We start from the raw sequence: 23,885 nt of genomic DNA, 5'->3' as shown, positions 1-23,885 counted from the left end.
TTATGAATGCGTCAGCCAACTCATAATTCTTAACTCATAACTCTTAACTCCTTCAGGGGATCGGAAGTACTTTACTTTCTTTAAACGTCGACAGAATGACCATGGTTTGGGTGCTGGCGACTTCTTCGATTTCGTTGATTTTTTCCAGCATCAGAACCTGATACGAGGCAATGTCTTTGGCGATGACTTTCAGCAGAAAATCGCCGGAACCCGTGATGTGGTGGCATTCGATAATCTCCGGAATTCCCTTCACGGCATTGACAAACGATTCGGTTACCTGCTTCTTGTGACCGACCAGCGAAACCTGCACAAACGTGGTAACGCCCAGGCCAACCCGGTCCCGGTTCAGTTGAGCATGGTAGCTCTGAATGATGCCCGAAGTTTCCAGTTTTTTAACGCGCTCAAGGGTAGGTGCCGGGGACAAACCAATTTCCTTCGACAGCTGAGCATTGGTGATTTTAGCGTTTGTCTGTAGAATTTCTAATACTTTCCGATCAATCTGATCGAGTTTGATTCCTGACATGATAGTGATGACCTTAAAACTTTATCCAACCAATATGAGATCACGCAAAACTAAACACAATCCTTTTATTTTTATAAAAAAATATGGATTATTTACTAAAATGTAAAATAATGATTGGTTTTGCGGCCCAATTTTAGCTACAAAATTACTGTATACAATAGTTATACCAAATACTGTTCAACATTAATATTAACCGTTCCTAAATTTTTTCCAAATAATATTTTGTGGATATAGGAGCGGTTTTCTGGAAAGGCATCCGAAAAAAAAGGAATCGTCTTCTTAAAATCCAAAACGCAGCAGCCCCATATCAGGGGACTTCAACAGAAGCAACGCAATAAACCGATTGGTAACAAAGTTTGAAAGGGGAGAGGGTTCTTCCGTATCTTTGAGCATCAATCTTTTTGACCAATCTCGTGCGCATGCGCTTTCACTACCGGGCTTTCTTCGTCTTTTTCGTCTGCTTTTTTTGGGAAATGTCTGAAGCGATTGCCCAGCACCCGCCCAAGCGGGAGTTTCGTGCGGTTTGGATTGCCACGGTGGACAACATCGACTGGCCGAGTGTGCGGGGGCTATCCGCCGAAAACCAGCAGGCCGAATTCATTGCCCTGCTCGACCAGCACCAGCGGGCGGGCATCAACGCCGTGGTGGTGCAGATCCGGGCGGCTGCGGATGCCTTTTACGCCAAAAGTACGGAACCCTGGTCGTTCTGGCTAACGGGCCAACAGGGCCGCGCCCCGGTGCCATTCTACGATCCGCTGGAATTCATGATCCGGGAAACCCACGACCGTGGCATGGAATTCCACGCCTGGTTTAACCTCGACCGGGCTACGTTCAGTAAAAACTCCAGTGTTACGCCCGATCACATCAGTTTCCGCCGGCCGGAATGGATGCTGCAATACGGTGGCCGAAAATTATTCAATCTGGGTTTGCCCGAAGTCCGCAATTATGTGACCGGTATTGTGACCAACATCGTTCGGAACTACGACGTAGACGGGATTCATTTTGACGATTATTTTTATCCGTACGGAGTGGCCGGACAGGTTATTCACGACGAAGTGACCTATAAAACGTATTTCAACGGGATGAACCTGGCGAATTGGCGTCGGGAAAACATCAACCAGTTGATACACCAACTCCGGGATTCGATTCAGGCCCTGAAACCGTATGTGAAGTTTGGCGTCAGCCCGTTTGGGGTCTGGAAAAACAGCAGCCAGGACCCCGAAGGCTCGCTCACGACGGGCGGTTTGACATCTTATTTTGATTTGTATGCCGATACCCGCAAATGGATTCGGGAAGGCTGGATCGACTACATTGCGCCACAAGTGTATTTTAGTACGGATTTTCAGAAGGTTCCGTACCGGCTTCTGGTCGACTGGTGGATCAAAAACGGTTTCGACCGACACCTCTACATTGGCCAGGGCGCGTTTCGGATCAACCGTTCTACCCCGCGCGACCGGGCCTGGAACAATCCGAACGAGATGACGACCCAACTGAACTACAACCGGCAGTTCAGCCAGATTCATGGCAGTATCTTCTTTAGCTCCAAATCCCTGACGGATAACCTGAATGGTGTTCGCGATACGTTGCTGACGAATTTCTACCGGTATCCGGCGCTGATCCCGCCAATGCCCTGGAAAGATCCCGAACCGCCCCTTTCGCCCAAAGACCTGAAAGCCCGGCCTACGTCCGAGGGCGTCGAACTGCTCTGGCAGGAGCCCGGCCCGGCACCGGACGGCGACAAGGCCCGGTATTATGTGGTGTATCGTTTTGACCGGAAAGACAAGGTGAATACGGAAGATCCGACCCACATTCTGGCGATTTGCGTGGGCGAGCGAACCACCCGGTTTATTGACCGAACCGCCGAAGCCGATGGACGGTATGTATACCTGATTACGTCACTCGACCGGTTGCACAACGAAAGCGTGCCGAGTCAGGTCAATGTCCGGGTTCCGGAGGAGTAAATTATAAATTGCCCCCGGCCCCTAAAGGGGAGAGGACGCTAAACGATCCAGATTAAGCGACGTCCTCTCCCCTTTAGGGGCCGGGGGCAAGCGTTACACCGTCTTCAAAAACGCCAGTCCTTTCACGGCAATGTCTTCGCCGGAGGGTTCGATGTCGCGCCAGATGGCTGCGGCTTTGGCAATGGCTTTCACCTCGGGCGTAAACGACTCGATAACCAGTTGGCCTTTGAAATCAATGTCTTTCAACGCCTGACGGATGGAGGCCCAGTCGATGTGGTCGTTGCCCGGAATACCCCGGTCGCACCCGCAACTGTGCAGCAATTCCAGCCGCGAACCGGCTTTGCGAATGGCTTCGGCCTGAAATTTCTCCTCGATGTTCATGTGGAACGTGTCCAGGTGCAGCCGAACGGCGTCGTTACCAACCAGATCCGCCAGGTGAATGGCCTGATCGGCGGTATTGATAAAGTCGGTTTCGAAGCGGTTGAGCGGTTCGAGGGCAATTTTCAACCCTTTGCCCGCAGCGTAAGCCGCCAGTTCTTTCAAATGCCCAACCACGGTTTTCTCCTGCTCTTTGTACACTTCTTTCGGGGTCGCTTCGGCACGGCCAACACTCGAATACAACGGCCCGACCAGCATTTCGGCGCCGATGATTTCCATGAAATCCAGCAGCGCTTTCAAATACGTCATTGCCGTTTGCTGCTGCTCTTCGTCTCCACGAAAATCCCGGTCCGGACCCATGGCCGCACAAACCGTCTTACAGCCTAAATTGGCATCGGTCAACGCTTTTTTTACCAATTGAGGATCAACGTTCCAGGGTTCTTCCAAACCGATTTCGACGGTATCGAAACCCCATTCCGCGAATTTTGAAAACCACTTCACGCTTTCGTTCGTGAAAGGCGATGTAAATAAAAACGTGTTGATGCCAATGGTGTACATACGGGTTGATTGGTTATGATCTGGTCTTGTTTCTGCGGTTTTGCCTCAGTGAGCCCTGTAAAACGGGTGTATCTCGGTAATTACCTTTTAGGCAATGCAAAGGACGGTTTGTGTGCTTTTTACTGTCATGGCAGGACATTTATGGCGATTTCCTGCCGGATTTCAGGAAGCAAACTGCTGTTCGACTTCTGCCATGACGGCGTCAATCGGGCGGGCATCGGCAAAAAAAGAGACGATTTTGAGGAGGATACCTTCTACCACTGCGTCGGGGCAGGACGCTCCGCAGGTCAGTAGAACGGTGACCGGGTTTTGATCCGGAAGAAAGTTTTCGGTGACCACTTCCTGTTTCGAATGCAGGTTAAAATGCCGGATCAACTCCCGTGACAGGATTTTCTGTTCGGTTTCAATAAAATACGTCGGCAGTTTTTCTTCGCACAACTCCACAATGTGCAACGTATTGGAGCTGTTGTAGCCGCCCGCAACAATCGCAAAATCGGCGGGATTCGTCAGCAGGGCGTAGGTAGAATCCTGGTTGTCGTTGGTCGCATAGCAAAGCGTGTCGCGGGTGTTGGCAAAACGACTATCCACCTCGTCCGGCAGCAGACGATAATGGCGGATCATGACGGTTTTCAGGAAATCGGCAATCTGCTGTGTATCCGACGCCAGCATCGTGGTTTGATTGACGACGCCGATGCGCTGCAAATCCCGTTCGGGGTCAAAACCGGGCGAAAACTGGCCGTTGAATTCGGCATAAAACGCTTCTTTGGTCGACTCGCCGGTGAGGTACGTCGCCAGCCGTTGCGCCTGTGCCATGTCTTTCACCACCACGGTCGGAGCCGATGCTTTGCTGTGCGAAAACGTAGCGCGGGTTTCCTCGTGCGACGGTTTTCCATGAACCACCACGGTATAGTCCTTCTGCCCGATTTGGGTGGCTTTGTTCCACACTTTTTCGACAAACGGGCAGGTCGTGTCATATTGCTCGACATTCAGGCCGATGTCGGCCAGCCTTTGCTGAATTTCGATGGTCGTGCCAAACGCCGGGATCACCACCACATCATCTGTGGTTAGTTCGGTCCACGGAATGATCTGTTTTCCGGACGTTTCCATGATAAACTGCACCCCACGTTCCTGCAAATCCCGGTTCACATCCGGATTGTGAATCATTTCACTGAGCAGAAAAATGCGTTTTCCGGTATTTTCAGCAATCGCTTTGTAGGCAATTTCAATGGCGTTTTCGACGCCGTAGCAGAATCCAAAATGCCGGGCAATGAGGAAGCGGACCGGACCAAAATCAAGAACCGTGGGCGTAAAATCGCGCTTGAGCTTATCGCGTTTCCGCCGAAGTTCTTTCAACGGGCTGATGATGGTACTGCGGTAATACTCCGGGATGTTGAAGGATTTCATTCGGGCAAAATTAGACAGACTTCATCGGAAGAACAACCGCTGCAAACGCTTCGTTCGGCTAAAAATGACCGGCTTATCAGGAGAGCGTTGTCAAACGGCCCAGAATATCGTCCAGATACTCCCGGCTGTTGCTCAGGCGCGGCACTTTATGCTGGCCACCCAGCTTGCCCCGGGTTTTCATCCAGTCGTAGAACGTCCCCCGCGGAACGGCGTGGACAATAGGCGGATGCAGCACCATGTCGTTATACCGCTTGGCGTCGTAGTCGGAATTAACCTGCCGGAGCGTTTGGTCGAGGACCTTGCGGAATGTATCGAAATTAGCAGGTTCGCTCGAAAACTCGATGATCCATTCGTGCCGGCCGTTGGTTCCGCTGCCCATATAAACCGGCCCGGCGGTATAATCGCTCACGGTAGCACCGGTTGCTGCGCAGGCTTGGGTAATGGCGTTTTCGGCGTTTTCGATGATCACTTCTTCTCCGAACGCATTGATAAAATGCTTGGTCCGGCCACTCACTTTCAAGCGGAAGGGGTATTTTGAGGTAAACCGCACGGTGTCGCCGACGCGGTATCGCCAGAGTCCGCCGTTGGTGGTAATCACCAGCGCGTAATTCTTGTTCAGTTCAACTTCTTCAATGGTCAGGGCTTTTGGAAAAGGCTTGTCGGCATCTTCCATCGGCACAAACTCGTAGAAAATACCGTAGTCCAGCATGATCAGCATCTCGCCGATCCGCTTCAGATCGTCCTGAATCGCAAAAAAACCCTCCGAAGCGTTGTAGATTTCAAGGTAGCGGGTGTCGTTGGAAGGAAAAACTTCGTTGGAAAACAACTCCCGATAGGGCTGAAAAGCCACGGCACCGTGGATAAAAACCTCAAAATTGGGCCATACTTCCAGAATATTCTGCTTGCCGGTTAGGGTCAGCACTTTTTCCAGCAAAACCAGCGCCCAGGTCGGAACGCCCAGAATACTCGTCACGTTTTCGCGGGCGGCAATTTCGGCCATCCGGTCGATTTTTTCCTCCCACTTGTCCATCAGCGCCACTTCAATGGGCGGGGTGCGAATGTATTGCGCCCAGGGCGGCAGGTTTTTCATGACCACCGCCGACACATCGCCCGCGTAGCCGTGCTGACCATACGGATTTTCGTGTAAACTACCACCAATCGACAACCCTTTCCCCTCGAAGGCTTTGCTTTCCGGGTTATTGGCAACGTAGAGCGCCATCATGTCTTTTCCACCCCGAAAATGGCTTTCGTCCAGCGATTCCTGCGAAACCGGAATGAACTTGCTGCGGGCGTTGGTGGTTCCCGACGACTTGGAAAACCAGTGAATGCGGGAGGGCCATAGCAGTTTCTGCTCACCCTTCATCGTCCGCTCAATGTACGGGAAAAGGTCTTCGTAGGACGAAACCGGCACCCGCTCCTGGTACTCACGGACGGTGCGAATGGAATCGTAGTGGTGTTGGCGGCCCCATTGCGTATGACGGCCTTTGCTGATGAGCTGCTGAAAAACCGCCTGCTGAACCTCGCCGGGGTGCGCCATCATAGCCTTGATGCGCGGCACACGCCGGAGCAGCAGCCATTTCAGTGTCGTATTCAGCAGGGTCATACGTGGAGCGGTAATTCTGATTCAAACTTACTAAAAATGTTGTATTTAGAAGAACTTTGCTTCATAACCTGATTCGGTGGATATTGTTCGTTGCACTTTGTTAACTGCCACCGTTGAAAAAACCGGGAGTTTAGGCTCTTTTATTGGTATAAAAGCGAGAATAAATTTTCTTTGTGAACGATCCGGCAAACGCCGTTCCCTGTATGAAAGTCTTGAAAGCCCTGCTGAGCCTACTTATTTCCATTGGTGTAACGGTTGCACTCAATCAACCCTGGGGCGCTATTCCGGCTCTGGGTCGTTTGCTGAGCCCATTTGAAGGGTTTTGGCAGAATGCCGAAACCGCGGGTTACTCTTCGGAACAAAAAATATCCGTCAAAGGTGCGAAGGAGGACGTCACCATTTTGTTTGACGATCTGCATGTTCCGCACATTTTTGCCAACAATGATTACGACGCTTATTTTGCCCAGGGTTACGCTACGGCCCGCGACCGTTTGTGGCAGATGGAATTTCAAACCCACGCGGCTGCCGGACGGATTTCGGAGCTAATCGGTGATCGGGCGGTCGAACTCGACCGCTACAACCGGCGGCTGGGCATGGCCTATGGTGCCGAAAAATCGCTGGAAGGCATGTCGAATGATCCGGTTTCCAAATCGGTGCTGGAAGCCTACACGGCGGGCATCAACGCATACATCGACCAATTGAAACCGGCTGATTATCCGATTGAATACAAACTGCTGGGATACGCTCCCGAACCGTGGACGCCCATCAAAGTGGCGTTTCTGCTCAAGCAGATGACCCAGACGCTGGCAGCGGGCGCCGACGATGTGATGATGACCAACGTCCGGCAGCAGCTCGGCCCGTCCCTGACGGCCAATTTATTTCCGGATTATCCTTTTAAAGAAGACCCCATCATTCCGGTCGGTACACGTTGGGACTTTGAACCGGTTAAATTGCCCAATCCGCCCCCGAATACTGAAACCGATAGCAGCGTCGCGCTGAACTGGCAGTCGCATGATCCGGGGATTGGCAGTAACAACTGGGCCGTCGGTCCGGAGAAAACCGCCACGGGCTACCCGATTCTGGCGAATGACCCGCACCTGACGCTGAGTTTGCCTTCCATCTGGTATCAGGTTCAACTCGTGACGCCCACGATGAACGTCTACGGCGTGTCATTGCCCGGTGCCCCCGGTGTCATCATCGGTTTTAACAAGGACGTGGCCTGGGGCGTTACCAACGTCGGGGCCGATGTGCTGGATTTTTACAAGATTCGTTTTCGGGATAACCGGCGACAGGAATACTGGCACGACGAAAAGTGGAAACCGGTGCGTCGGCGGGTTGAAACCATTCGGGTGAAAGGAAAACCGGCGGTTGTCGACACTATATTATATACCCACCACGGCCCGGTGGTTTATTTGCCGGAAGACAAACCGTTCCGAAACAACATTCCGACGGGCTATGCCGCTCGCTGGATTGCCCACGAGGTCGACAATGGCATCAAGACCTTCTATTTGCTGAACCGGGCCAAAACCTACGACGATTATGTAACGGCCTTGTCGTATTACGTAGCTCCCGCGCAGAACTTCGTTTTTGCCAATGCGGCCAAAGACATCGCGATTTCGCCGAATGGACGGTTTCCGTTAAAATGGCGCGATCAGGGCAAATTTCTTTTGGACGGTACCAAGGCCGCGAACGACTGGCAGGGCTGGATTCCGGCGGCTCAGAATCCGCGGGTCAAAAATCCGCCGAGGGGATTTGTCAGTTCGGCCAACCAATCGTCGACCGATCCGACCTATCCCTATTACATCAATTGGGAGTTTGAAACGACCGATCGGGGCATGCGGATCAACCAACGGCTGACAGCAATGCAAAACGTGACGGTGGATAGCCTGCGTCATCTACAAAATGATGTGTATAATCATCAGGCTTCCAAATTTCTGCCGGTTCTGCTGCCATATATTCAGGGAAAAGACCTTTCCGATCCGCAAAAGCAGGCGCTGAAAACCGTCCGCCAGTGGAACTACCAGCAGGATACGGCATCAGTTGCCGGCACCATTTTCGTGGATTGGATTAGCCGTCTGGAAGACGGAATCTGGGCCGACGATTTTCCGGATAACGCCAACCGGCCCCTGCGGTATCCGAATGCCGACCGCACACTGCAACTCGTCACCGAAGAACCCACTTCCCGTTGGTTTGACAACGTGCAGACGCCAAACCGCCAAGAAACGATTCAGGAAATCGTCACCAGCAGCTTTCGGTCTGCGGTCGATTCGCTGGTGAAACAGCACGGGCCGTTGGGGAAAACCTGGGCCTGGGCCGATCATAAAGGGACATCCGTCCGGCACCTGATTCCGGGTCTGGATGCCTTCAGTGCATTGAATGTGCAGATTGGCGGAGGGCGCGGCATTGTCAACGCGGCCGGGCGCCGGGCCGGGCCGTCGTGGCGGATGATTGTCCAGACGGGACCCGACGTTCGGGCCTACGGTGTTTTTCCGGGCGGCCAATCCGGCAATCCCGGCAGTCCTTACTACCTGAACATGCTCGAAACCTGGCGAAAAGGGAACTTGTACGAGCTGCTTTATTTAAAATCGGTAACCGAAAAAAGTCCGCGGATTCAATCGACTCTTCAACTGACCCGTTAAAACCATGATGCCCTTTTTGTTACTTGTGTTGTTAAGTGCCGTCGCGCAGTTGTTTTTGCCGTGGTGGAGTATTGCCCTGGTGGCGTTTGGGGTCTGTTTCTGGCGTAGCAAAACCGGCTGGCGGGCTTTTGGGATCGGGTTTTCAGGAATTGCGGTGGTCTGGTTTGTCTATGCATTCCTGATTCATCTGCAAACGGACGGTATTCTGACGGGTCGGATGGCTGAGCTTTTTTTTAAAACGAAAACGCCGGTTTTCCTGCTCCTCATCACGCCCCTGCTGGGCGGTTTGACAGGCGGCCTGGCGGGTTTGGCGGGTCATCAGACCCGGGCGGTTTTTACGACTAAACCGGAATGAATGCTCCGCAGAGCTTCATCAGATTGCTACGTAACGAGTAAATCGTACCTTTGTAAAATCATTAATCCATTAATTAACTGTTTCTTGTGAAAAACGCATCCCTTGTTTTGAACGCCGTACTGGCGGTTGCTGTAGCAGTTTTATACTACCTGCACTTCTCTGATAAAAACACTACAGACCCTGTTGCTGCCACTACAACGAAATCGGCGCCGGTCCGCAAGACGGTTTATGTCAACGTCGACTCCCTGCTGACCAATTACGATTATTTTAAAGACACCCGGAAAGTGCTGGAAAGCAAACGGTTTCAGCTTGACAACGAATTGAATAACAAGGGACGTTCACTGCAAAATGAAGTGGCTTTCTTTCAGCAACGGGCCCAAACGATGACGATGGAACAGGGCCGGGCAACGGAAGCGGCTTTGCAAAAAAAACAACAGGATTTGGTAGCGTACCGCGACCGGGTGGTTCAGCAACTGGCAGAAGAAGAGCAAAAAAAGAACGAAGAACTCTACAATCAGATTCATGATTATCTGAAGAAAGTCAACAAACAAAATCAGTACGACTTTGTGATGGGCTACTCCAGAGGGGGCGGCATTCTCTTTGCAGATACCACGCTGGATGCAACCAAATCGATCATCGGCGGCTTAAACAAAGAGTACCAGCAGAAGCAGACCAAAAAATAACCCCTTTTCACCTACCGGAACTATGCTCCACTACCAATTCGGTAGTGGAGCTTTTTTTATGTTCTTTTTCCAACAAAATAAAGATTCATGCCGGGTTTTTAGAAGGTTGGCAGCACTACGGCATAAAATTTGTTAAACGTAGGGTGATGTTGTATGTATCGACAAGTCATTTCGGTCCATCCAATGCAATAATCTTTCTAAATAATATTAGTTAGTCTGGAAAGATAAGGTTTAATTTTTAGCGATTAGTACACGCTCAGGGTGTGTATAAATGAAGATATCCTGGAGAATGCCGGTGTGTACAGAAGGGTCTTGAGGCTGTGATTCGGCTGTACGCCGTATCTTTTTGGATGCGGTTAAAACACCGGCTTCGCCAGGAAAATGTTTATAATGCAGGAATCATTTGATACCCCGGAGATTACTTCGGGGTATTTTTTGTTGACAAATCGGTACTTTTGAATTAGTATTTAAAAGTCGGTTTGTCAGCCCGTTTTCCTACACGCGAATGTTCCGGGAAGAACACAGGGGCGGTTTTCCGATGACCACATTGACCACACTATAAGTATGTCTGATAAAACACTGGCCAAACACATCGAAATCCGGAATCGCCGGGCTTCGTTTGAGTACTTTTTTCTGGAAACTTTTACCGCCGGGATAATGCTTACAGGTACCGAAATCAAATCGGTTCGGCAGGGAAAAGTGAACCTGGGAGATGCCTATTGTTTATTTTCCAAAGAAGAGTTGTATGTCCGACAAATGCACATTTCGCAGTATACCGAAGGGACCTACAATAACCACGAACCGCTGCGCGACCGGAAACTGCTCTTGCAGAAGCGGGAGTTGAAACGGCTGGTCAATAAACTAACCGATCAGGGGTTGACGATCATCCCAACGAAGCTTTTTATCAATGACCGGGGGTTTGCCAAACTGGAGATTGCCCTGGCCAAAGGGAAAAAATTATACGACAAACGCGATTCGATCAAGGAACGGGATGTTTCGCGGGAGATGAGCCGGGAGCAGTTTTGATGCGTAGTTGCCTGACGGTCAAGCTTGTCGCCGATAATTAAAAAAATACGTACGATTCCGGGAATAACCTGTCATTTATAATGAAATATCATTAACTTGCTTGAAAAAGTAGGAGTCAGATACATTGTTTATGGGTAGGAAAGTCCTGGTACTTAATCAAGACTATAGCGCATTAGGCATCTGTTCTGTACCGAAAGCGTTCTTGTTGGTCTACCTGAACAAAGCGGAACTGGTTGCCAAATCTCAGGGTTTTGTCCTGCGAACGGTGGACGTTGAGTACCCGTCTCCCACCGTCATCCGCCTGCACCGCTACATACACCTCCCCTACAAGGGGGTCATGCTCAACCGTCAGAATATTTTTAAACGCGACGGAAACCGGTGTCAGTACTGCGGCAAACACGAAGACCTGACCCTCGACCACGTTCTGCCCAAATCGAGGGGCGGCAAAACCAACTGGGACAACCTCATCACGGCCTGCAAACGCTGCAACTCCCAGAAAGGCGACCTTACGCCCGAGGAAGCCGGCATGAAATTGTATCAGAAACCCTTCAAACCGTCTTTTCTCGTCTTTCTGCGCGACTTTTCCGGCTCGCTCGAAGAAACGTGGGTGCCTTTCCTGGCCAAGCGCGAAAAAATGTACTGAGCAATCTGCACTTCAACGGCCCCGTTGACGGGAAATGACATTTTTTTGTCTTTCCTGGATGTTTTTCCAGAAAACTTCACTAGTTTTGCACCTCCTTTTTTGGGGCAGTGTCTCCATGTATCAACTAAAAGTCAGCCAGGAAGGCCCGGGGGCTGATGTATCGATGGGCCACAACCAAACTTTTATGAGCAAAACGCAAACACTGCCTGATTTTGATTGGGATAAGGCAGACAACCGGGGTTTCGGTAGCGGTTATTCAGACGAAGAACGTAATCGTCTGTCTGAGCTGTACGATAACACCCTGGCGCAAGTAAACGAGAAAGAGGTAGTGATCGGAACCGTTGTCGGTATTACTGACCGGGAAGTGATTCTTAACATTGGTTTTAAATCGGATGGTCTGGTTCCGGCTTCGGAATTCCGTGATCTGCCCGATATGAAAATTGGTGATGAAGTAGAAGTTTACGTAGAAAATCAGGAAGACCCCAACGGTCAACTGGTGTTGTCGCGCAAGAAAGCCAAAGTCATTACGGCCTGGCAGAAAATTCAGCGCGCCCTGGACGAAGACCTGGTCATCGAAGGTTTCGTGAAGCGCCGGACCAAAGGCGGTCTGATTGTCGATATTTATAGCATTGAAGCTTTCTTGCCAGGATCGCAGATCGACGTGAAGCCGATTCGTGATTTCGACGTGTTCGTCGGCAAGAAAATGGAAGTGAAAGTGGTGAAAATCAATTACGCTAACGATAACGTAGTGGTTTCTCACAAAGTACTGATCGAAAAAGATCTCGAAGCACAACGTCAGCAAATCCTGAACAACCTGCAAAAAGGTCAGGTGCTGGAAGGGGTGATCAAGAACATGACCAACTTCGGGGTATTCATCGACCTCGGTGGGGTCGATGGTCTGTTGCACATCACGGATATTTCGTGGGGCCGCATCAGCCATCCGTCCGAACTGTTGCACCTCGATCAGAAAGTCAACGTCGTTGTCCTGGATTTCGACGAAGACAAAAAACGGATTTCACTGGGTATGAAGCAACTCCAGGCGCATCCCTGGGATTCGCTGCAGGAAGGCATGCAGATTGGCTCGAAGGTGAAAGGCCGGATTGTCAATGTCGCCGACTACGGCGCGTTCCTGGAAATCATGCCGGGTGTTGAAGGTCTGATTCACGTTTCTGAAATGTCGTGGTCACAGCATCTTCGCAATCCACAGGACTTCCTGAAAGTAGGTGACGAAGTAGAAGCCGTTGTGCTGACGCTGGATCGCAACGATCGCAAGATGTCCCTTGGTATCAAGCAACTGACGGCTGACCCCTGGTCACGTCCGGAGCTGGTGGAGAAATACGCCATCGGTACCAAACACAAAGGCATCGTTCGGAACCTGACCAACTTCGGTTTGTTCCTGGAACTGGAAGAAGGCATCGACGGTCTGGTACACGTATCGGATCTGTCATGGACGAAGAAAATCAAACACCCGTCTGACTTCATCAAAGTGGGCGAAGAGCTGGAAGTAATCGTTCTGGAACTGGATGTTGACAACCGTCGTCTGGCGTTGGGTCACAAACAACTGGAGGAAAATCCGTGGGATACGTTCGAAAGCGTTTTCACTCCGGGTTCCGTTCACCGGTGTACGATCCTGTCGAAAAACGATAAGGTTGCAACCCTGGAACTGCCTTATGGCATCGAAGGCTTCTCGGCCCTGAAAAACCTGCAGAAAGAAGATGGTTCGTGGGCTGATGTCGGCGAAACGGTTGACTTCAAAGTGATTGAATTTTCGAAGGACGAAAAACGCATCATGTTGTCACACTCGAAAACGTGGCAGGAAAAAGGCGATGATCGCAAACCGGAGAAAAGACAGGCCGTTGCCAAAGCACCGACCACCAGCAGCAAAGAACCGGAGCGGGCTACGCTCGGTGATCTCGATGCCCTGGCTGCGTTGAAAGAGCAAATGGAAGGTCGTTCTTCGAAAGGAGAATAAGTTCTGAAATTTTTGAAGTGCCGCGCTGTCTGGAATGAATATTGTAGTAAGTTTGCGGCACGATAAGCAGTCGAGGAGTTTGGGAATTTGAGAATTCAGGAAGGCTCGAAGGAGAACTCCCCACCCCTCAAATTTCCAAACTCCGAAACCAAAAAGGTCCTGTGGCCGAGTGGCTAGGCAGAGGTCTGCAAAACCTTTTACAGCGGTTCGAATCCGCTCGGGACCTCTTCCGGTGTATCCAAGCGATACAAGTACTATTTTAAGACTGATTGCCATCCGAAGAGGTTCAACGCCTACCGGATGGCATTTTTTTTAGAATTAATTTTGGTCTGCAGGGGTCGGTAAAAGTGGTTAATTCGCGCAGAAAAGCCAGTTACTTAGACAAAGTATAAATAAAATCCCCTGGTAAAATATCAAACCGCAGATGTTTGATTAAAACCGTTCCTGTGCTACTTTTGTGCGTTAATGGAAAATAATTAGTAGGTATGCATACTGATTTTATCGGTTTCTCATTGATTAAAATGTACTCACGAAGTGTAATAAGTACTTTAGTAATTGTACTGATAGCAGTCTTCAGCAGCTATCAGTCAGTGGCTCAGGAAGCCGCGGCTGCAGGTGGTGATGCGGCAAAAGGAAAGGAATTATTCTCGACTTTATGCCAGCAATGCCACGCCGTAACGGACGAAAAAGTAATCGGTCCAGGATTGAAAGGAATCAAAAGCCGCCGGGATGAAGCATGGCTGATCAAGTGGGTGAAAAACCCGCAAGCCGTCATTTCCAGTGGCGATGCCTATGCCACGGCATTGTACGCCAAGTACCAGCCGCTGGTGATGCAGAGCTTCCCGGATTTGTCCGATGATGACATCAAGAACATTCTGGCGCACGTAGAAGCGGCTGGAAAGCCGGCACCGACTGATGCAACAGCATCGGCTGGAACTGTAGGGTCGGCGACAGCCGCACCGGCCAGCGAAAGCCCATCCGGGTTGTTTACGGCCGTACTGGTTGCGCTGCTTGTTGTTATGTTGCTGGTTCTGGGTGTTTTATTGGTTCTGGTATCGGTTCTGTCAAAAGCCGTTGCGCCAGCCGCCGGTGCTGAAGGCGGGCAATCGACGCCGTTCTTCCAGCGACTGAAAAGCAACCTGTCGGCTGCCGCCAGCAACAGTACCCTGCGCTCTATTGTATTGTGGTTGTTTGTGTTTGTGGTAACCAAGCAAACCTTCGACGGCATGTACAGTGTCGGCGTTTCGCAAGGCTACGCTCCCAAGCAGCCCATCGCATTTTCGCACAAGCTACACGCTGGTCAATACCAGATTAATTGTAACTACTGTCACACCAGTGTTTACAAGGGAAAGCTGGCCACGATTCCATCGGCTAATATCTGTATGAACTGCCACGGTGAAATCAAACGCGAATCACCGGAAATCCAGAAAATCTACAAGGCCATCGAAGAAGATCGTCCTGTGGAATGGGTGCGTGTTCACAACCTCCCGGATCTGGCCTATTTCAATCACGCCCAGCATACGAATGTAGGTCAGGTGCAATGCCAGACCTGCCACGGCGAGATCGAGAAAATGGAAGTAGTCGAGCAGCGGTCGTCCCTGACGATGGGCTGGTGTATCGATTGCCACCGGAAAACCGAAGTTGCTACGAAGGATAATGCCTACTACGATAAATTAGTTGCCCTCCACAAAAAGGGAAGCAAAGAACCGTTGCGAGTGGCTAATATTGGTGGCCTCGAGTGTTCAAAATGCCATTATTAATCACACCGAATCCCATTAAACAGTTGAACTGAATCAATAGGACTGTATGGAAAGTACAAATAAACGGTATTGGAGGGGACTGGAAGAGCTACGAAACGACGAATCTTTTGTAAAAAACGCGTATAAGGAGTTTCCAGAAGCCACGAGTGATAAATCATCTACCGAATCAGGAAGTATTGTCGACGGAATTGGTAGTGACCGTCGGGATTTCTTAAAAGTATTGGGATTCGGCATGGCCGCCGTGACATTGGCGGCCTGCGATACGCCGGTTCACCGTGCTATACCTTATATTAATAAACCGGAGAGCACCTTTCCGGGCATTGCCGATTATTACGCATCGACCTACAGTGAAGGGGGCGACTACATTCCGGTTTTGGTAAAGACCCGCGAAGGTCGTCCCATCAAAATTGAAGGAAATACGTCTTCGACCATCACCAAAGGGGGAACGTCGGCGCGGGTTCAGGCTTCCGTTTTGTCGCTGTATGACAACGACAAACTGAAAGGCCCGAAACGCGGAGAAGCGGACAGCGACTGGGCAACGATTGACAAGGAAATTCTGGGTCAGTTGCAACGGGGTGGAGCCATCCGCATCGTTTCATCAACCCTGTTGAGTCCGTCGACCAAATCGGTCATTGCGGCTTTCATTGCCAAATACCCAACGGCTACGCACATCCAGTATGATGCCAATTCCGTCTCCGGATTGGTGCAGGCCAACCAGACGTCGTTTGGTCAGGCGGTGATTCCTTCCTACGATTTCAGCAAAGCCAAAACGATCGTCAGCATTGGAGCCGACTTTCTGGGTAGTTGGATCGCTCCATTAGAATACACGGATCAGTATATTTCAACCCGCAAAGTCGGCGCAAACGGCGGGAACAAAAAGGAAATGTCACGGCATTACCAATTTGAAACCGGTTTGTCGATGACGGGTTCCAACGCCGATTACCGGAGTCCCATCAAACCTTCGCAGGAAGGCCTGGTTGTGGCCGCGCTCTATAATAAAGTAGCGGCTAAATTGGGTGGTGCACCGATTAGCACGGCGGCTGTGGATGTTCCGTATCTGGACAAAGCCGCTGCCGATCTGGCATCTGCCCGGGGGGCCGCTCTGGTCGTTTCCGGTTCAAATGATCCCAATGTTCAGGTGCTGGTCAATGCGCTGAACAACCTGTTGGGCAGCTACGGCGTTACGATCGATCTGAGTCGGCCGGTTAATTACCGCCAGGGTAATGATGTGGCCATGAATGCCTTCATCAACGATGCCAAGGCGGGACGGATTCAGGGAGCGATTTTCTACGCAGCTAATCCGGTTTACGACCACCCGCGCGGTGCCGAATTGAAGGAAGCCCTGCCAAAAATCGGCTTATCGGTTTCCTTTGCCGACCGTTCCGACGAAACCGCTTCCCTCTGTAAATACACCTGCCCGGCGTCGCATTACCTCGAATCGTGGGATGACGCGTCACCCAAAGCCGGGTTCTACAGTCTGACCCAACCGACGATCAATACGATCTTTAAAACCCGTCAGCCGCAGGTTTCGCTGCTGACCTGGGCCGGATTGAGTCCGAATTACGAAAACTTTATCAAAAGCTACTGGCGGACTTCCATTTATCCACAGGCTGGTAGCGGACTGCCCTTCGACCAGTTCTGGATTCAGTCCCTGCACAATGGTGTTCTGGAAGTGAATTCGGCGGCAGCCGGTGCAGCCAGTGCTTTCAAACCAGAAAGCGTTGCAGCCGCCGTCGCGGGGGTTACTCAAAAATACAAGCCAAACGCAACGGGATTCGAATTGTCACTTTACGAAAAAGTGAGCATTGGAACCGGTGCCATGGCGAACAATCCCTGGTTGCAGGAATTGCCCGATCCGGTGTCGAAAGCCTGCTGGGATAATTACGCGTGTCTGTCGCAGAAAACCGCTACCGAACTTGGTGTTCAGCAGTTTGATCTGGTTTCGGTTGAAGTACCGGGCAAACCCGCCGTTGAATTGCCGGTTCTGGTTCAGCCCGGGCAGGCCGATGGTACGGTTTCGATCGCTATCGGATACGGTCGCGAAAAAGCCGGTAAATCGGCTGATGGCGTTGGCAAGAATGTTTACCCGCTCGCGTCAGTTTCGGCAAATTCGCTGTTGTTTTCTGCTACGGATGTAAAAATTGCCAAAGCAAGCGGAAGTCGCACCATCGCCCAGACTCAAACCCACGATACGGTGATGGGTCGCCGGGCGGTTATTCAGGAAACCATCTTATCGGCTTACAAAAAAGATCCGAAAGCCGGGCGGTATTTCCCCAAAGTAGTTACCTCGGAAGGACCTGTAGCGCCTACGGATATTTCACTCTGGAAAGGCTACGAAAAAACGAACCACTCCTGGGGGATGATCATTGACCTCAACTCCTGCACGGGTTGTGCCGCGTGTGTTGTGGGGTGTCAGGCCGAGAATAATATCCCGGTTGTTGGACGGCAGGAAGTTATCAACCGCCGTGAAATGCACTGGATTCGGATCGACCGGTATTACAGCAGCGATGCCGAAGCCGAAGACCGGAAAGGACTGGAAATTGCTTCAAACAATCCGGAAGTTGTCTTCCAGCCCATGCTGTGTCAGCATTGCTCCAATGCCCCTTGCGAAACCGTATGTCCGGTACTGGCAACAACGCACAGCACGGAAGGTCTGAACCAGATGGCCTACAACCGGTGCGTAGGAACCCGGTATTGCGCCAACAACTGCCCTTATAAAGTTCGCCGGTTTAACTGGTTTAAATATTTCGATAACGATAACTTCGATTACCACTACAACAACGATCTCGGAAAGATGGTCATCAATCCGGATGTAACCGTTCGTTCACGGGGTGTTATCGAGAAATGTTCGTTCTGTGTCCAACGCATTCAGGAAGGGAAGCTGACGGCCAAGAAAGAACGCAGAAGACCAAAACCGGATGAGATTCAGGTGGCCTGTGCGCAAGCCTGCCCAACCGGTGGCATTATCTTTGGTGATATGAACGATCCGGAAAGCACAATCTCAAAACTGTTGAAAGAAGAGAATGAAGCCCGGGCTTTTCAGGTTCTGGAAGAAATCAACGTGAGACCGCAGATTTCATACCTGACCAAAATTCGGAACAAGGATGAAGTAGCGAAACCGGCTGCGGCTGCGGCTGAGCACGCTGAATAACGTCACCCCTGATTGTGTATTTCCAGTTTGTTAACTAGTAGCATTCAAAATTAACTACCATGCACGTTACATCACCCGTGAGAACCCCACTGGTAACCGGGGGCAAGACATATGCCGACGTGACGGAAGACATCTGCAAGCAGGTTGAAGGAAAACCAACCCGCGCGTGGACGATCGCTTTTGTCATTTCGTTTGTCGTACTGATTTACGGTACCTGTTGCGTATTCTGGACCTGGTGGGAAGGTCTGGGCGTCTGGGGCTTGAACAAAACCGTAGGCTGGGCCTGGGACATCACCAACTTCGTGTGGTGGGTCGGTATTGGTCACGCCGGTACCCTGATTTCCGCCATTCTGCTGTTGTTCCGGATGAAATACCGGACGTCGATCAACCGGGCGGCAGAAGCCATGACGATCTTCGCCGTTCTTTGTGCCGCCAGCTTTATCCTGATGCACATGGGCCGCCCCTGGCTGGCTTACTGGGCGTTGCCGCTGCCGAACGCTTTTGGTTCACTTTGGGTAAACTTCAACTCGCCCCTGGTTTGGGACGTGTTCGCCATCAGTACCTACTTCACCGTATCGCTGGTTTTCTGGTATATGGGTCTGGTGCCGGATTTAGCGACCATCCGCGACCGGGCCACAAGCAAAGTATCCCGCTATATCTACGGTGCTTTTTCGCTGGGCTGGAATGGCGGAGCTAAAACCTGGGCGCGCTACGAGTACATCAGCTTGATTCTGGCCGGTATCTCAACACCACTCGTTCTTTCGGTTCACACCATTGTTAGTATGGACTTTGCTACCTCGGTTATTCCGGGCTGGCACACAACCATCTTCCCGCCCTACTTCGTTGCGGGTGCTATCTTCTCCGGTTTTGCCATGGTGCAAAACCTGATGTTGATCACGCGGGTCGTTTTCAAACTGGAAGACTACATTACCTTCGAGCACATCGAGTCGATGAACAAAATCATCACGCTGACGGGTTCAATCGTCGGGGTTGCCTACATCACGGAGTTTTTCATTGCGTGGTACTCGGGTGTTGAATACGAACGGTATGCGTTCCTGAACCGGATGTTAGGTCCGTACTGGTGGGCTTACTGGGCCATGATGACCTGTAACGTAATTTCTCCACAGTTGTTCTGGTCACGGAAAATCCGCCGGAGTGTAACGTGGACGTTCGTGTTGTCGGTCATCGTAAACATCGGGATGTGGTTCGAGCGGTTTGTAATTATCGTAACGTCACTGCACCGCGATTACCTGCCATCAAGCTGGGCGATGTTCTCACCAACCATGTTTGACATTGGTGATTATATTTTCTCCTTCGGATTGTTCTTCACGCTGTTCCTGCTGTTTGCCAAATTCCTGCCGGTAATCAACATGTTTGAAGTGAAAGCCATCATCCGGTCGGCGTCTGAAAAGCTACCGAAATCGGTATCGGGCGTTGCCAAAGGCGAAAGCGTGACAAGCCCGACCTTCAATAAAAACGTCGAGTAAGAGGGTGCCACATTAACTGAAGAACTGGTTCAAATTTTATTATAGCAATGTCTCATCATAACGATAGCGCAAAATTTCTGGTAGGCGTTTACGACGACGATGAAGTCGTTTTGAAAGCCGTTACCGAAGTCAAAAGCGCGGGTGTCCGGATTCACGAAGTTTATACCCCTTTTCCTATTCACGGGCTTGATGTCGCATTGGGTCACCCCCGTACCCGCATCGGTATTGCTGCATTCCTGTTTGGTTTGACGGGCTTTCTGACGATGGTGTCGTTGACGTATTATACGATGGGCTACGACTGGCCCATGGTGATTGGGGGGAAAGACAACTACGCTTATCCGGCTTACATACCGGTCATGTTTGAGTTGACGGTTCTTTTTACGGCACTCGGTATGGTTGGTACGTTTCTGGTATCCAATGGTTTAGGTCCCACAGTGAAACCACTGATGTTTGATCTGCGCAGTACGGATAACAAGTTTGTGATGGCAATCGATCTAAGCAAAAACAAGCAATCAGAAGTAGAGATTGCTTCGGTTTTGCGGGCATCGGGCGCGGCAGAAGTAAATGTAAAACAATTTTAATCCGACTGACGACACATGAAGTTTACGCGACTAAACCGCTCTCTTCTGGTGATGGCAGCCGCCATGCTAACGATAACCGCCTGCAAGCGGGGTCACGACAATCCGGGTAGCCAATATGCCCCCAACATGTACGAACCGGTCGGTTATGAGCCCTACAAGCAAGTAGACGGTTTCAAAACACCTTATAGTAAAACTGGTACGGCTTTATGGCTGCCCGTAAAAGGAACCGTATCCCGGCGTAATTACAATACGACGTTCGGCGATGGTGACAGTACGACGAGCGACCTGATGATTTACAACATTCCTGCCGATAGCATCGAGATTGCCGAGCGGACCCTGGTTAACCCCATTCCGTTGAACGAGAAGACGCTGGCCGAAGGAAAAGAATATTACACCCGGTTTTGTCAGCATTGCCACGGCGAAGCCGGTAAAGGTGATGGCCTGGTGGCTGCCCAATACAAAGGGGTTCCGAATTATGCCTCCATGTCGGGCATGAAAGAAGGACACATCTTTCACGTGATTACCCACGGTAGAAACCGGATGTGGCCCCACGGCTCCCAGATAACGCCCGAAGACCGCTGGAAAATCGTGCATTATGTCCAGAAATTGCAGAATGGGGGTTAAGTTGTACATAGAAGACTCATTATAGTTCACAAAGGAATGGCTCATACACATTCAATCCCGTCTCTTGACGAACAATTTGAATTTACAGCCGAAAGCAAGCGCCGACTCACCATCGGAATCATTGCTGGGGTTGTACTGGTTGGCATTGGTGCTTATCTGGCGGCAAAAGGGGGTGGCGGACACGAGCACGTCGAAGCAGCCCACGGTGCGGCAGGACATGCGGCCCATGGCGAAGCAGCCCATGCTGCGGCTGGCGGACATCATGAATACAAGTGGACGACCCGTCTGTGGGCCAACGTCTGGGTAAATAGTGTTTACTTCACCGGAGCAGCCGTCATTGGTATGTTTTTCATCGCATACAACTACCTGGCGCAAGCGGGCTGGTCGGCGGTCTTTAAACGCATTCCGGAAGCCTTACCGGCCTTTCTGCCGATTACAGGTGTTATTATGCTCATCACATTCTTTGTCGCCGGGCACGATCTGTTCCACTGGACGCACGAAGGACTTTATGAAGTAGGCGGACCGGAGTACGATCCAATCATTGCCGGGAAAAAAGGATTCCTTAATACGCCGTTTTTCGTAGGCCGCATGATTTTTTACTTTGTAGCCTGGTATGCTTTGTGGCGAATTGTCCGTAAATTCTCTCTGGACGAAGATCTGGAAGGCGGAACGGAGTACTACGAAAAAAGCATTAAATATTCGACCGCTTTTCTGGTCGTTTTTGCGGTTACCTCATCAACTTCAGCCTGGGATTTGATCATGTCCATCGATACGCACTGGTTCAGTACGATGTTCGGTTGGTATACCCTGGCAAGCTGGCACGTGACGGGTCTGGCCATCATCACCCTGGTGGTTGTCAGCCTGCGCGAAAAAGGCTACCTCAAAGCCGTTAATGAAAGCCACTTGCACGATTTAGGTAAGTTCATGTTTGCGTTCAGTATCTTCTGGGCCTATGTGTGGTTTGCCCAATTCATGCTGATTTATTACGCCAACTTACCAGAGGAAACCATTTATTACCGGGAACGGTTTAGTGGGTATGGCGGTATCTACAAGGCCCCGTTTTTCATCAATATCTTCCTTTGTTTTGTCTTTCCATTCCTGGTGTTAATGACACGGGATGCCAAGCGGACGCCTATCATTTTGAAAGTTGCTTGCTGGGGAATTCTTGTGGGTCACTATTTTGACTTTTACACGAACATCATGCCCGGAACGGTGGGAGAGCACGGCGGATTTGGGCCGATCGAATTCGGAATGATCCTGATTTTTGCCTGTGCCTTCATATGGTCAGTATCTGCACAGTTGGCGAAAGCAAACCTGATTCCCAAAAATCACCCGATGCTGGAAGAATCTTTGCACCACGATATTTAAGAATCGGTACATTTTCGTATTCAAATTCATTCACAGATTGCTATGGTTTACCTTGTAGGACTGTTGTCGTTAGTATTTCTCGTACTGGCTATTCTGGTGCTGACGCGATTGACCTCTGTTTTAAAAGGCGTCAATGGTGACACACCTACCCAGGAAAGCGAAGGGGCGAGCGTGAGCAACCGGGTTAACGGGTTTCTATTTCTTGTTTTTTTTGTAGCCGGTGCTATCGCTGCTGCCTGGTCATTTATTCACGCTTCACAGTTTTTTCTGCCCGAAGCCTCTTCTCCGCATGGTCGGCACACCGATAACCTGTTTTGGTTAACGATGTCGGTTATTACCATCGCATTCGTGGTGACCAACGCGTTGCTGTTTTACTTTGCCTTTAAATACCAGTACCGGAAAAACCACCGGGCCACTTACTATCCGGAAAACCACAAGCTGGAATTAATCTGGACGGTTATCCCGGCCGTGGTAATGGCTTTGCTGGTATTTACCGGCTGGCGCGCCTGGCGTGATATTACCAAGGAAGCTCCGGAAAACGCATTAGCCATTGAAATCGTTGGCAAGCAGTTTAACTGGGAAATGCGCTATCCGGGTGTTGACAACGACAAACTGGGAAATTACAATTACAAACTCATTGATGCTGCCAACAGCCTGGGAATCGACCTGGAAGATGAATCCTCGTTTGATGACGTAACGGTTTCCAACGAAATGCACATTCCGGTTAATCGCCCGGTTTTGCTGAAAATTCGTGCCAAAGACGTACTGCACAGCGTTTTCATTCCGCACATGCGGGTGAAAATGGATGCTGTTCCGGGGATGCCAACGCGGTTCTGGTTCGTTGCGGATAAAACCACCGAGCAGATGCGGAACGAAACAGGCAATCAGAATTTCAAATATGAAATTGCCTGTACGGAAGTTTGCGGTCAGGGACACTTCTCGATGAGAACCACCCTGATTGTTGAAGACGAAGACTCCTACAACAAATGGATGGCTGAACAGAAACCGTGGTTGACCAAAAACCCGGAATATCTGGCTCGTGTACCGGAGAAACTGAAAGCGAAAGCCGCCAAGTATGCACCGGCCGATGCTGCAGCACCAGCCGACAGCACAGCAGCACCTGTTGAAGAAGGAGCGGGGGCAACAACCAGTGCATCGTTGCGATAACC

18 protein-coding genes and 1 tRNA gene are annotated in these 23,885 nt (G+C 50.7%); 15 read left to right on the top strand and 4 right to left on the bottom strand.

What is annotated here, in order from left to right:
- Positions 1–52 precede the first annotated feature (52 nt).
- The gene (locus F0P93_RS14625; protein ID WP_114406450.1) at positions 53–523 is read right to left on the bottom strand and encodes an Lrp/AsnC family transcriptional regulator; all 471 of its coding nucleotides are present in this window, start codon (positions 521–523) and stop codon (positions 53–55) included.
- 419 nt (positions 524–942) lie between these two features.
- On the opposite strand from F0P93_RS14625, the gene F0P93_RS14620 reads away from it, so the two are divergent.
- Positions 943–2,484 carry a glycoside hydrolase family 10-like protein gene (locus tag F0P93_RS14620; RefSeq protein WP_150877097.1) on the top strand — a complete coding sequence of 514 codons (1,542 nt, stop codon included), beginning with the start codon at positions 943–945 and terminating at the stop codon, positions 2,482–2,484.
- A 93-nt stretch (positions 2,485–2,577) separates the two neighbouring features.
- Here F0P93_RS14620 and F0P93_RS14615 read toward each other — a convergent pair whose 3' ends face one another.
- From F0P93_RS14615 to F0P93_RS14605, 3 genes are all read right to left on the bottom strand, one after another.
- Complete coding sequence (locus F0P93_RS14615) at positions 2,578–3,420, bottom strand: sugar phosphate isomerase/epimerase family protein (RefSeq protein ID WP_150877096.1); 843 nt, start codon at positions 3,418–3,420, stop codon at positions 2,578–2,580.
- A gap of 162 nt (positions 3,421–3,582) precedes the next feature.
- Positions 3,583–4,824, bottom strand: coding sequence for a 4-hydroxy-3-methylbut-2-enyl diphosphate reductase (locus F0P93_RS14610; protein WP_150877095.1), 1,242 nt, complete (start codon positions 4,822–4,824; stop codon positions 3,583–3,585).
- A gap of 76 nt (positions 4,825–4,900) precedes the next feature.
- On the bottom strand, positions 4,901–6,427 hold the full coding sequence (locus F0P93_RS14605) for a GH3 auxin-responsive promoter family protein (protein WP_150877094.1): 1,527 nt from the start codon (positions 6,425–6,427) through the stop codon (positions 4,901–4,903).
- 203 nt (positions 6,428–6,630) lie between these two features.
- Here F0P93_RS14605 and F0P93_RS14600 point away from each other — a divergent pair, with 203 nt between their 5' ends.
- The 14 genes from F0P93_RS14600 (at position 6,631) to coxB (ending at position 23,883) form a co-directional block, all read left to right on the top strand.
- Positions 6,631–9,066 carry a penicillin acylase family protein gene (locus tag F0P93_RS14600; protein WP_150877093.1) on the top strand — a complete coding sequence of 812 codons (2,436 nt, stop codon included), beginning with the start codon at positions 6,631–6,633 and terminating at the stop codon, positions 9,064–9,066.
- Between the two features lie 4 nt (positions 9,067–9,070).
- A complete protein-coding gene (locus tag F0P93_RS14595; protein WP_150877092.1) occupies positions 9,071–9,421 on the top strand; it encodes a hypothetical protein in 351 nt (116 codons plus the stop codon).
- A gap of 86 nt (positions 9,422–9,507) precedes the next feature.
- Entirely contained in the window at positions 9,508–10,104 is a 597-nt protein-coding gene (locus F0P93_RS14590) for an OmpH/Skp family outer membrane protein (protein ID WP_150877091.1), read from the top strand.
- Positions 10,105–10,668: 564 nt separating this feature from the next.
- Positions 10,669–11,130: an SsrA-binding protein SmpB gene (smpB, locus tag F0P93_RS14585; RefSeq protein ID WP_138993052.1), complete on the top strand. Its 462-nt coding sequence runs from the start codon at positions 10,669–10,671 to the stop codon at positions 11,128–11,130.
- Positions 11,131–11,260: 130 nt separating this feature from the next.
- Positions 11,261–11,773 (top strand): HNH endonuclease, encoded by a 513-nt coding sequence (locus F0P93_RS14580; RefSeq protein WP_114406440.1) that lies wholly within the window; start codon positions 11,261–11,263, stop codon positions 11,771–11,773.
- 184 nt (positions 11,774–11,957) lie between these two features.
- Positions 11,958–13,745: a 30S ribosomal protein S1 gene (rpsA, locus tag F0P93_RS14575; protein WP_150877090.1), complete on the top strand. Its 1,788-nt coding sequence runs from the start codon at positions 11,958–11,960 to the stop codon at positions 13,743–13,745.
- Between the two features lie 155 nt (positions 13,746–13,900).
- Positions 13,901–13,971 (top strand) — tRNA-Cys (locus tag F0P93_RS14570).
- A gap of 295 nt (positions 13,972–14,266) precedes the next feature.
- Positions 14,267–15,505, top strand: coding sequence for a c-type cytochrome (locus F0P93_RS14565; RefSeq protein ID WP_150877089.1), 1,239 nt, complete (start codon positions 14,267–14,269; stop codon positions 15,503–15,505).
- 46 nt (positions 15,506–15,551) lie between these two features.
- Positions 15,552–18,656, top strand: coding sequence for a TAT-variant-translocated molybdopterin oxidoreductase (locus tag F0P93_RS14560; protein ID WP_150877088.1), 3,105 nt, complete (start codon positions 15,552–15,554; stop codon positions 18,654–18,656).
- A 59-nt stretch (positions 18,657–18,715) separates the two neighbouring features.
- Complete coding sequence (nrfD, locus tag F0P93_RS14555; RefSeq protein WP_150877087.1) at positions 18,716–20,143, top strand: NrfD/PsrC family molybdoenzyme membrane anchor subunit; 1,428 nt, start codon at positions 18,716–18,718, stop codon at positions 20,141–20,143.
- A gap of 47 nt (positions 20,144–20,190) precedes the next feature.
- Entirely contained in the window at positions 20,191–20,724 is a 534-nt protein-coding gene (locus F0P93_RS14550; RefSeq protein WP_150877086.1) for a DUF3341 domain-containing protein, read from the top strand.
- A gap of 15 nt (positions 20,725–20,739) precedes the next feature.
- Entirely contained in the window at positions 20,740–21,348 is a 609-nt protein-coding gene (locus F0P93_RS14545) for a c-type cytochrome (protein ID WP_150877085.1), read from the top strand.
- A 36-nt stretch (positions 21,349–21,384) separates the two neighbouring features.
- Positions 21,385–22,716, top strand: coding sequence for a quinol:cytochrome C oxidoreductase (locus F0P93_RS14540; protein WP_138993057.1), 1,332 nt, complete (start codon positions 21,385–21,387; stop codon positions 22,714–22,716).
- A gap of 42 nt (positions 22,717–22,758) precedes the next feature.
- On the top strand, positions 22,759–23,883 hold the full coding sequence (gene coxB / locus F0P93_RS14535; protein WP_150877084.1) for a cytochrome c oxidase subunit II: 1,125 nt from the start codon (positions 22,759–22,761) through the stop codon (positions 23,881–23,883).
- The last annotated feature ends 2 nt before the right edge of the window (positions 23,884–23,885 follow it).

It is taken from the genome of Larkinella humicola, from assembly GCF_008727875.1.
Lineage (GTDB): Bacteria > Bacteroidota > Bacteroidia > Cytophagales > Spirosomataceae > Larkinella > Larkinella humicola.
The sequence above is the reverse complement of the archived record's forward strand: the minus strand, read 5'-3'. Positions and strand labels throughout refer to the sequence as shown.

What these genes read in the sequence shown, in the direction of transcription:
- F0P93_RS14550 (WP_150877086.1), top strand. Translation starts at nt 20,191, where the DNA reads ATGTCTCATCATAACGATAGCGCAAAATTTCTGGTAGGCGTTTACGAC.
- F0P93_RS14565 (WP_150877089.1), top strand. Translation starts at nt 14,267, where the DNA reads ATGTACTCACGAAGTGTAATAAGTACTTTAGTAATTGTACTGATAGCA.
- F0P93_RS14580 (WP_114406440.1), top strand. Translation starts at nt 11,261, where the DNA reads ATGGGTAGGAAAGTCCTGGTACTTAATCAAGACTATAGCGCATTAGGC.
- F0P93_RS14625 (WP_114406450.1), bottom strand. Translation starts at nt 523, where the DNA reads ATGTCAGGAATCAAACTCGATCAGATTGATCGGAAAGTATTAGAAATT.
- rpsA (WP_150877090.1), top strand. Translation starts at nt 11,958, where the DNA reads ATGAGCAAAACGCAAACACTGCCTGATTTTGATTGGGATAAGGCAGAC.
- F0P93_RS14620 (WP_150877097.1), top strand. Translation starts at nt 943, where the DNA reads ATGCGCTTTCACTACCGGGCTTTCTTCGTCTTTTTCGTCTGCTTTTTT.
- F0P93_RS14540 (WP_138993057.1), top strand. Translation starts at nt 21,385, where the DNA reads ATGGCTCATACACATTCAATCCCGTCTCTTGACGAACAATTTGAATTT.
- nrfD (WP_150877087.1), top strand. Translation starts at nt 18,716, where the DNA reads ATGCACGTTACATCACCCGTGAGAACCCCACTGGTAACCGGGGGCAAG.
- F0P93_RS14605 (WP_150877094.1), bottom strand. Translation starts at nt 6,427, where the DNA reads ATGACCCTGCTGAATACGACACTGAAATGGCTGCTGCTCCGGCGTGTG.
- F0P93_RS14595 (WP_150877092.1), top strand. Translation starts at nt 9,071, where the DNA reads ATGATGCCCTTTTTGTTACTTGTGTTGTTAAGTGCCGTCGCGCAGTTG.
- F0P93_RS14610 (WP_150877095.1), bottom strand. Translation starts at nt 4,824, where the DNA reads ATGAAATCCTTCAACATCCCGGAGTATTACCGCAGTACCATCATCAGC.
- F0P93_RS14600 (WP_150877093.1), top strand. Translation starts at nt 6,631, where the DNA reads ATGAAAGTCTTGAAAGCCCTGCTGAGCCTACTTATTTCCATTGGTGTA.
- smpB (WP_138993052.1), top strand. Translation starts at nt 10,669, where the DNA reads ATGTCTGATAAAACACTGGCCAAACACATCGAAATCCGGAATCGCCGG.
- F0P93_RS14615 (WP_150877096.1), bottom strand. Translation starts at nt 3,420, where the DNA reads ATGTACACCATTGGCATCAACACGTTTTTATTTACATCGCCTTTCACG.
- F0P93_RS14560 (WP_150877088.1), top strand. Translation starts at nt 15,552, where the DNA reads ATGGAAAGTACAAATAAACGGTATTGGAGGGGACTGGAAGAGCTACGA.
- F0P93_RS14545 (WP_150877085.1), top strand. Translation starts at nt 20,740, where the DNA reads ATGAAGTTTACGCGACTAAACCGCTCTCTTCTGGTGATGGCAGCCGCC.
- coxB (WP_150877084.1), top strand. Translation starts at nt 22,759, where the DNA reads ATGGTTTACCTTGTAGGACTGTTGTCGTTAGTATTTCTCGTACTGGCT.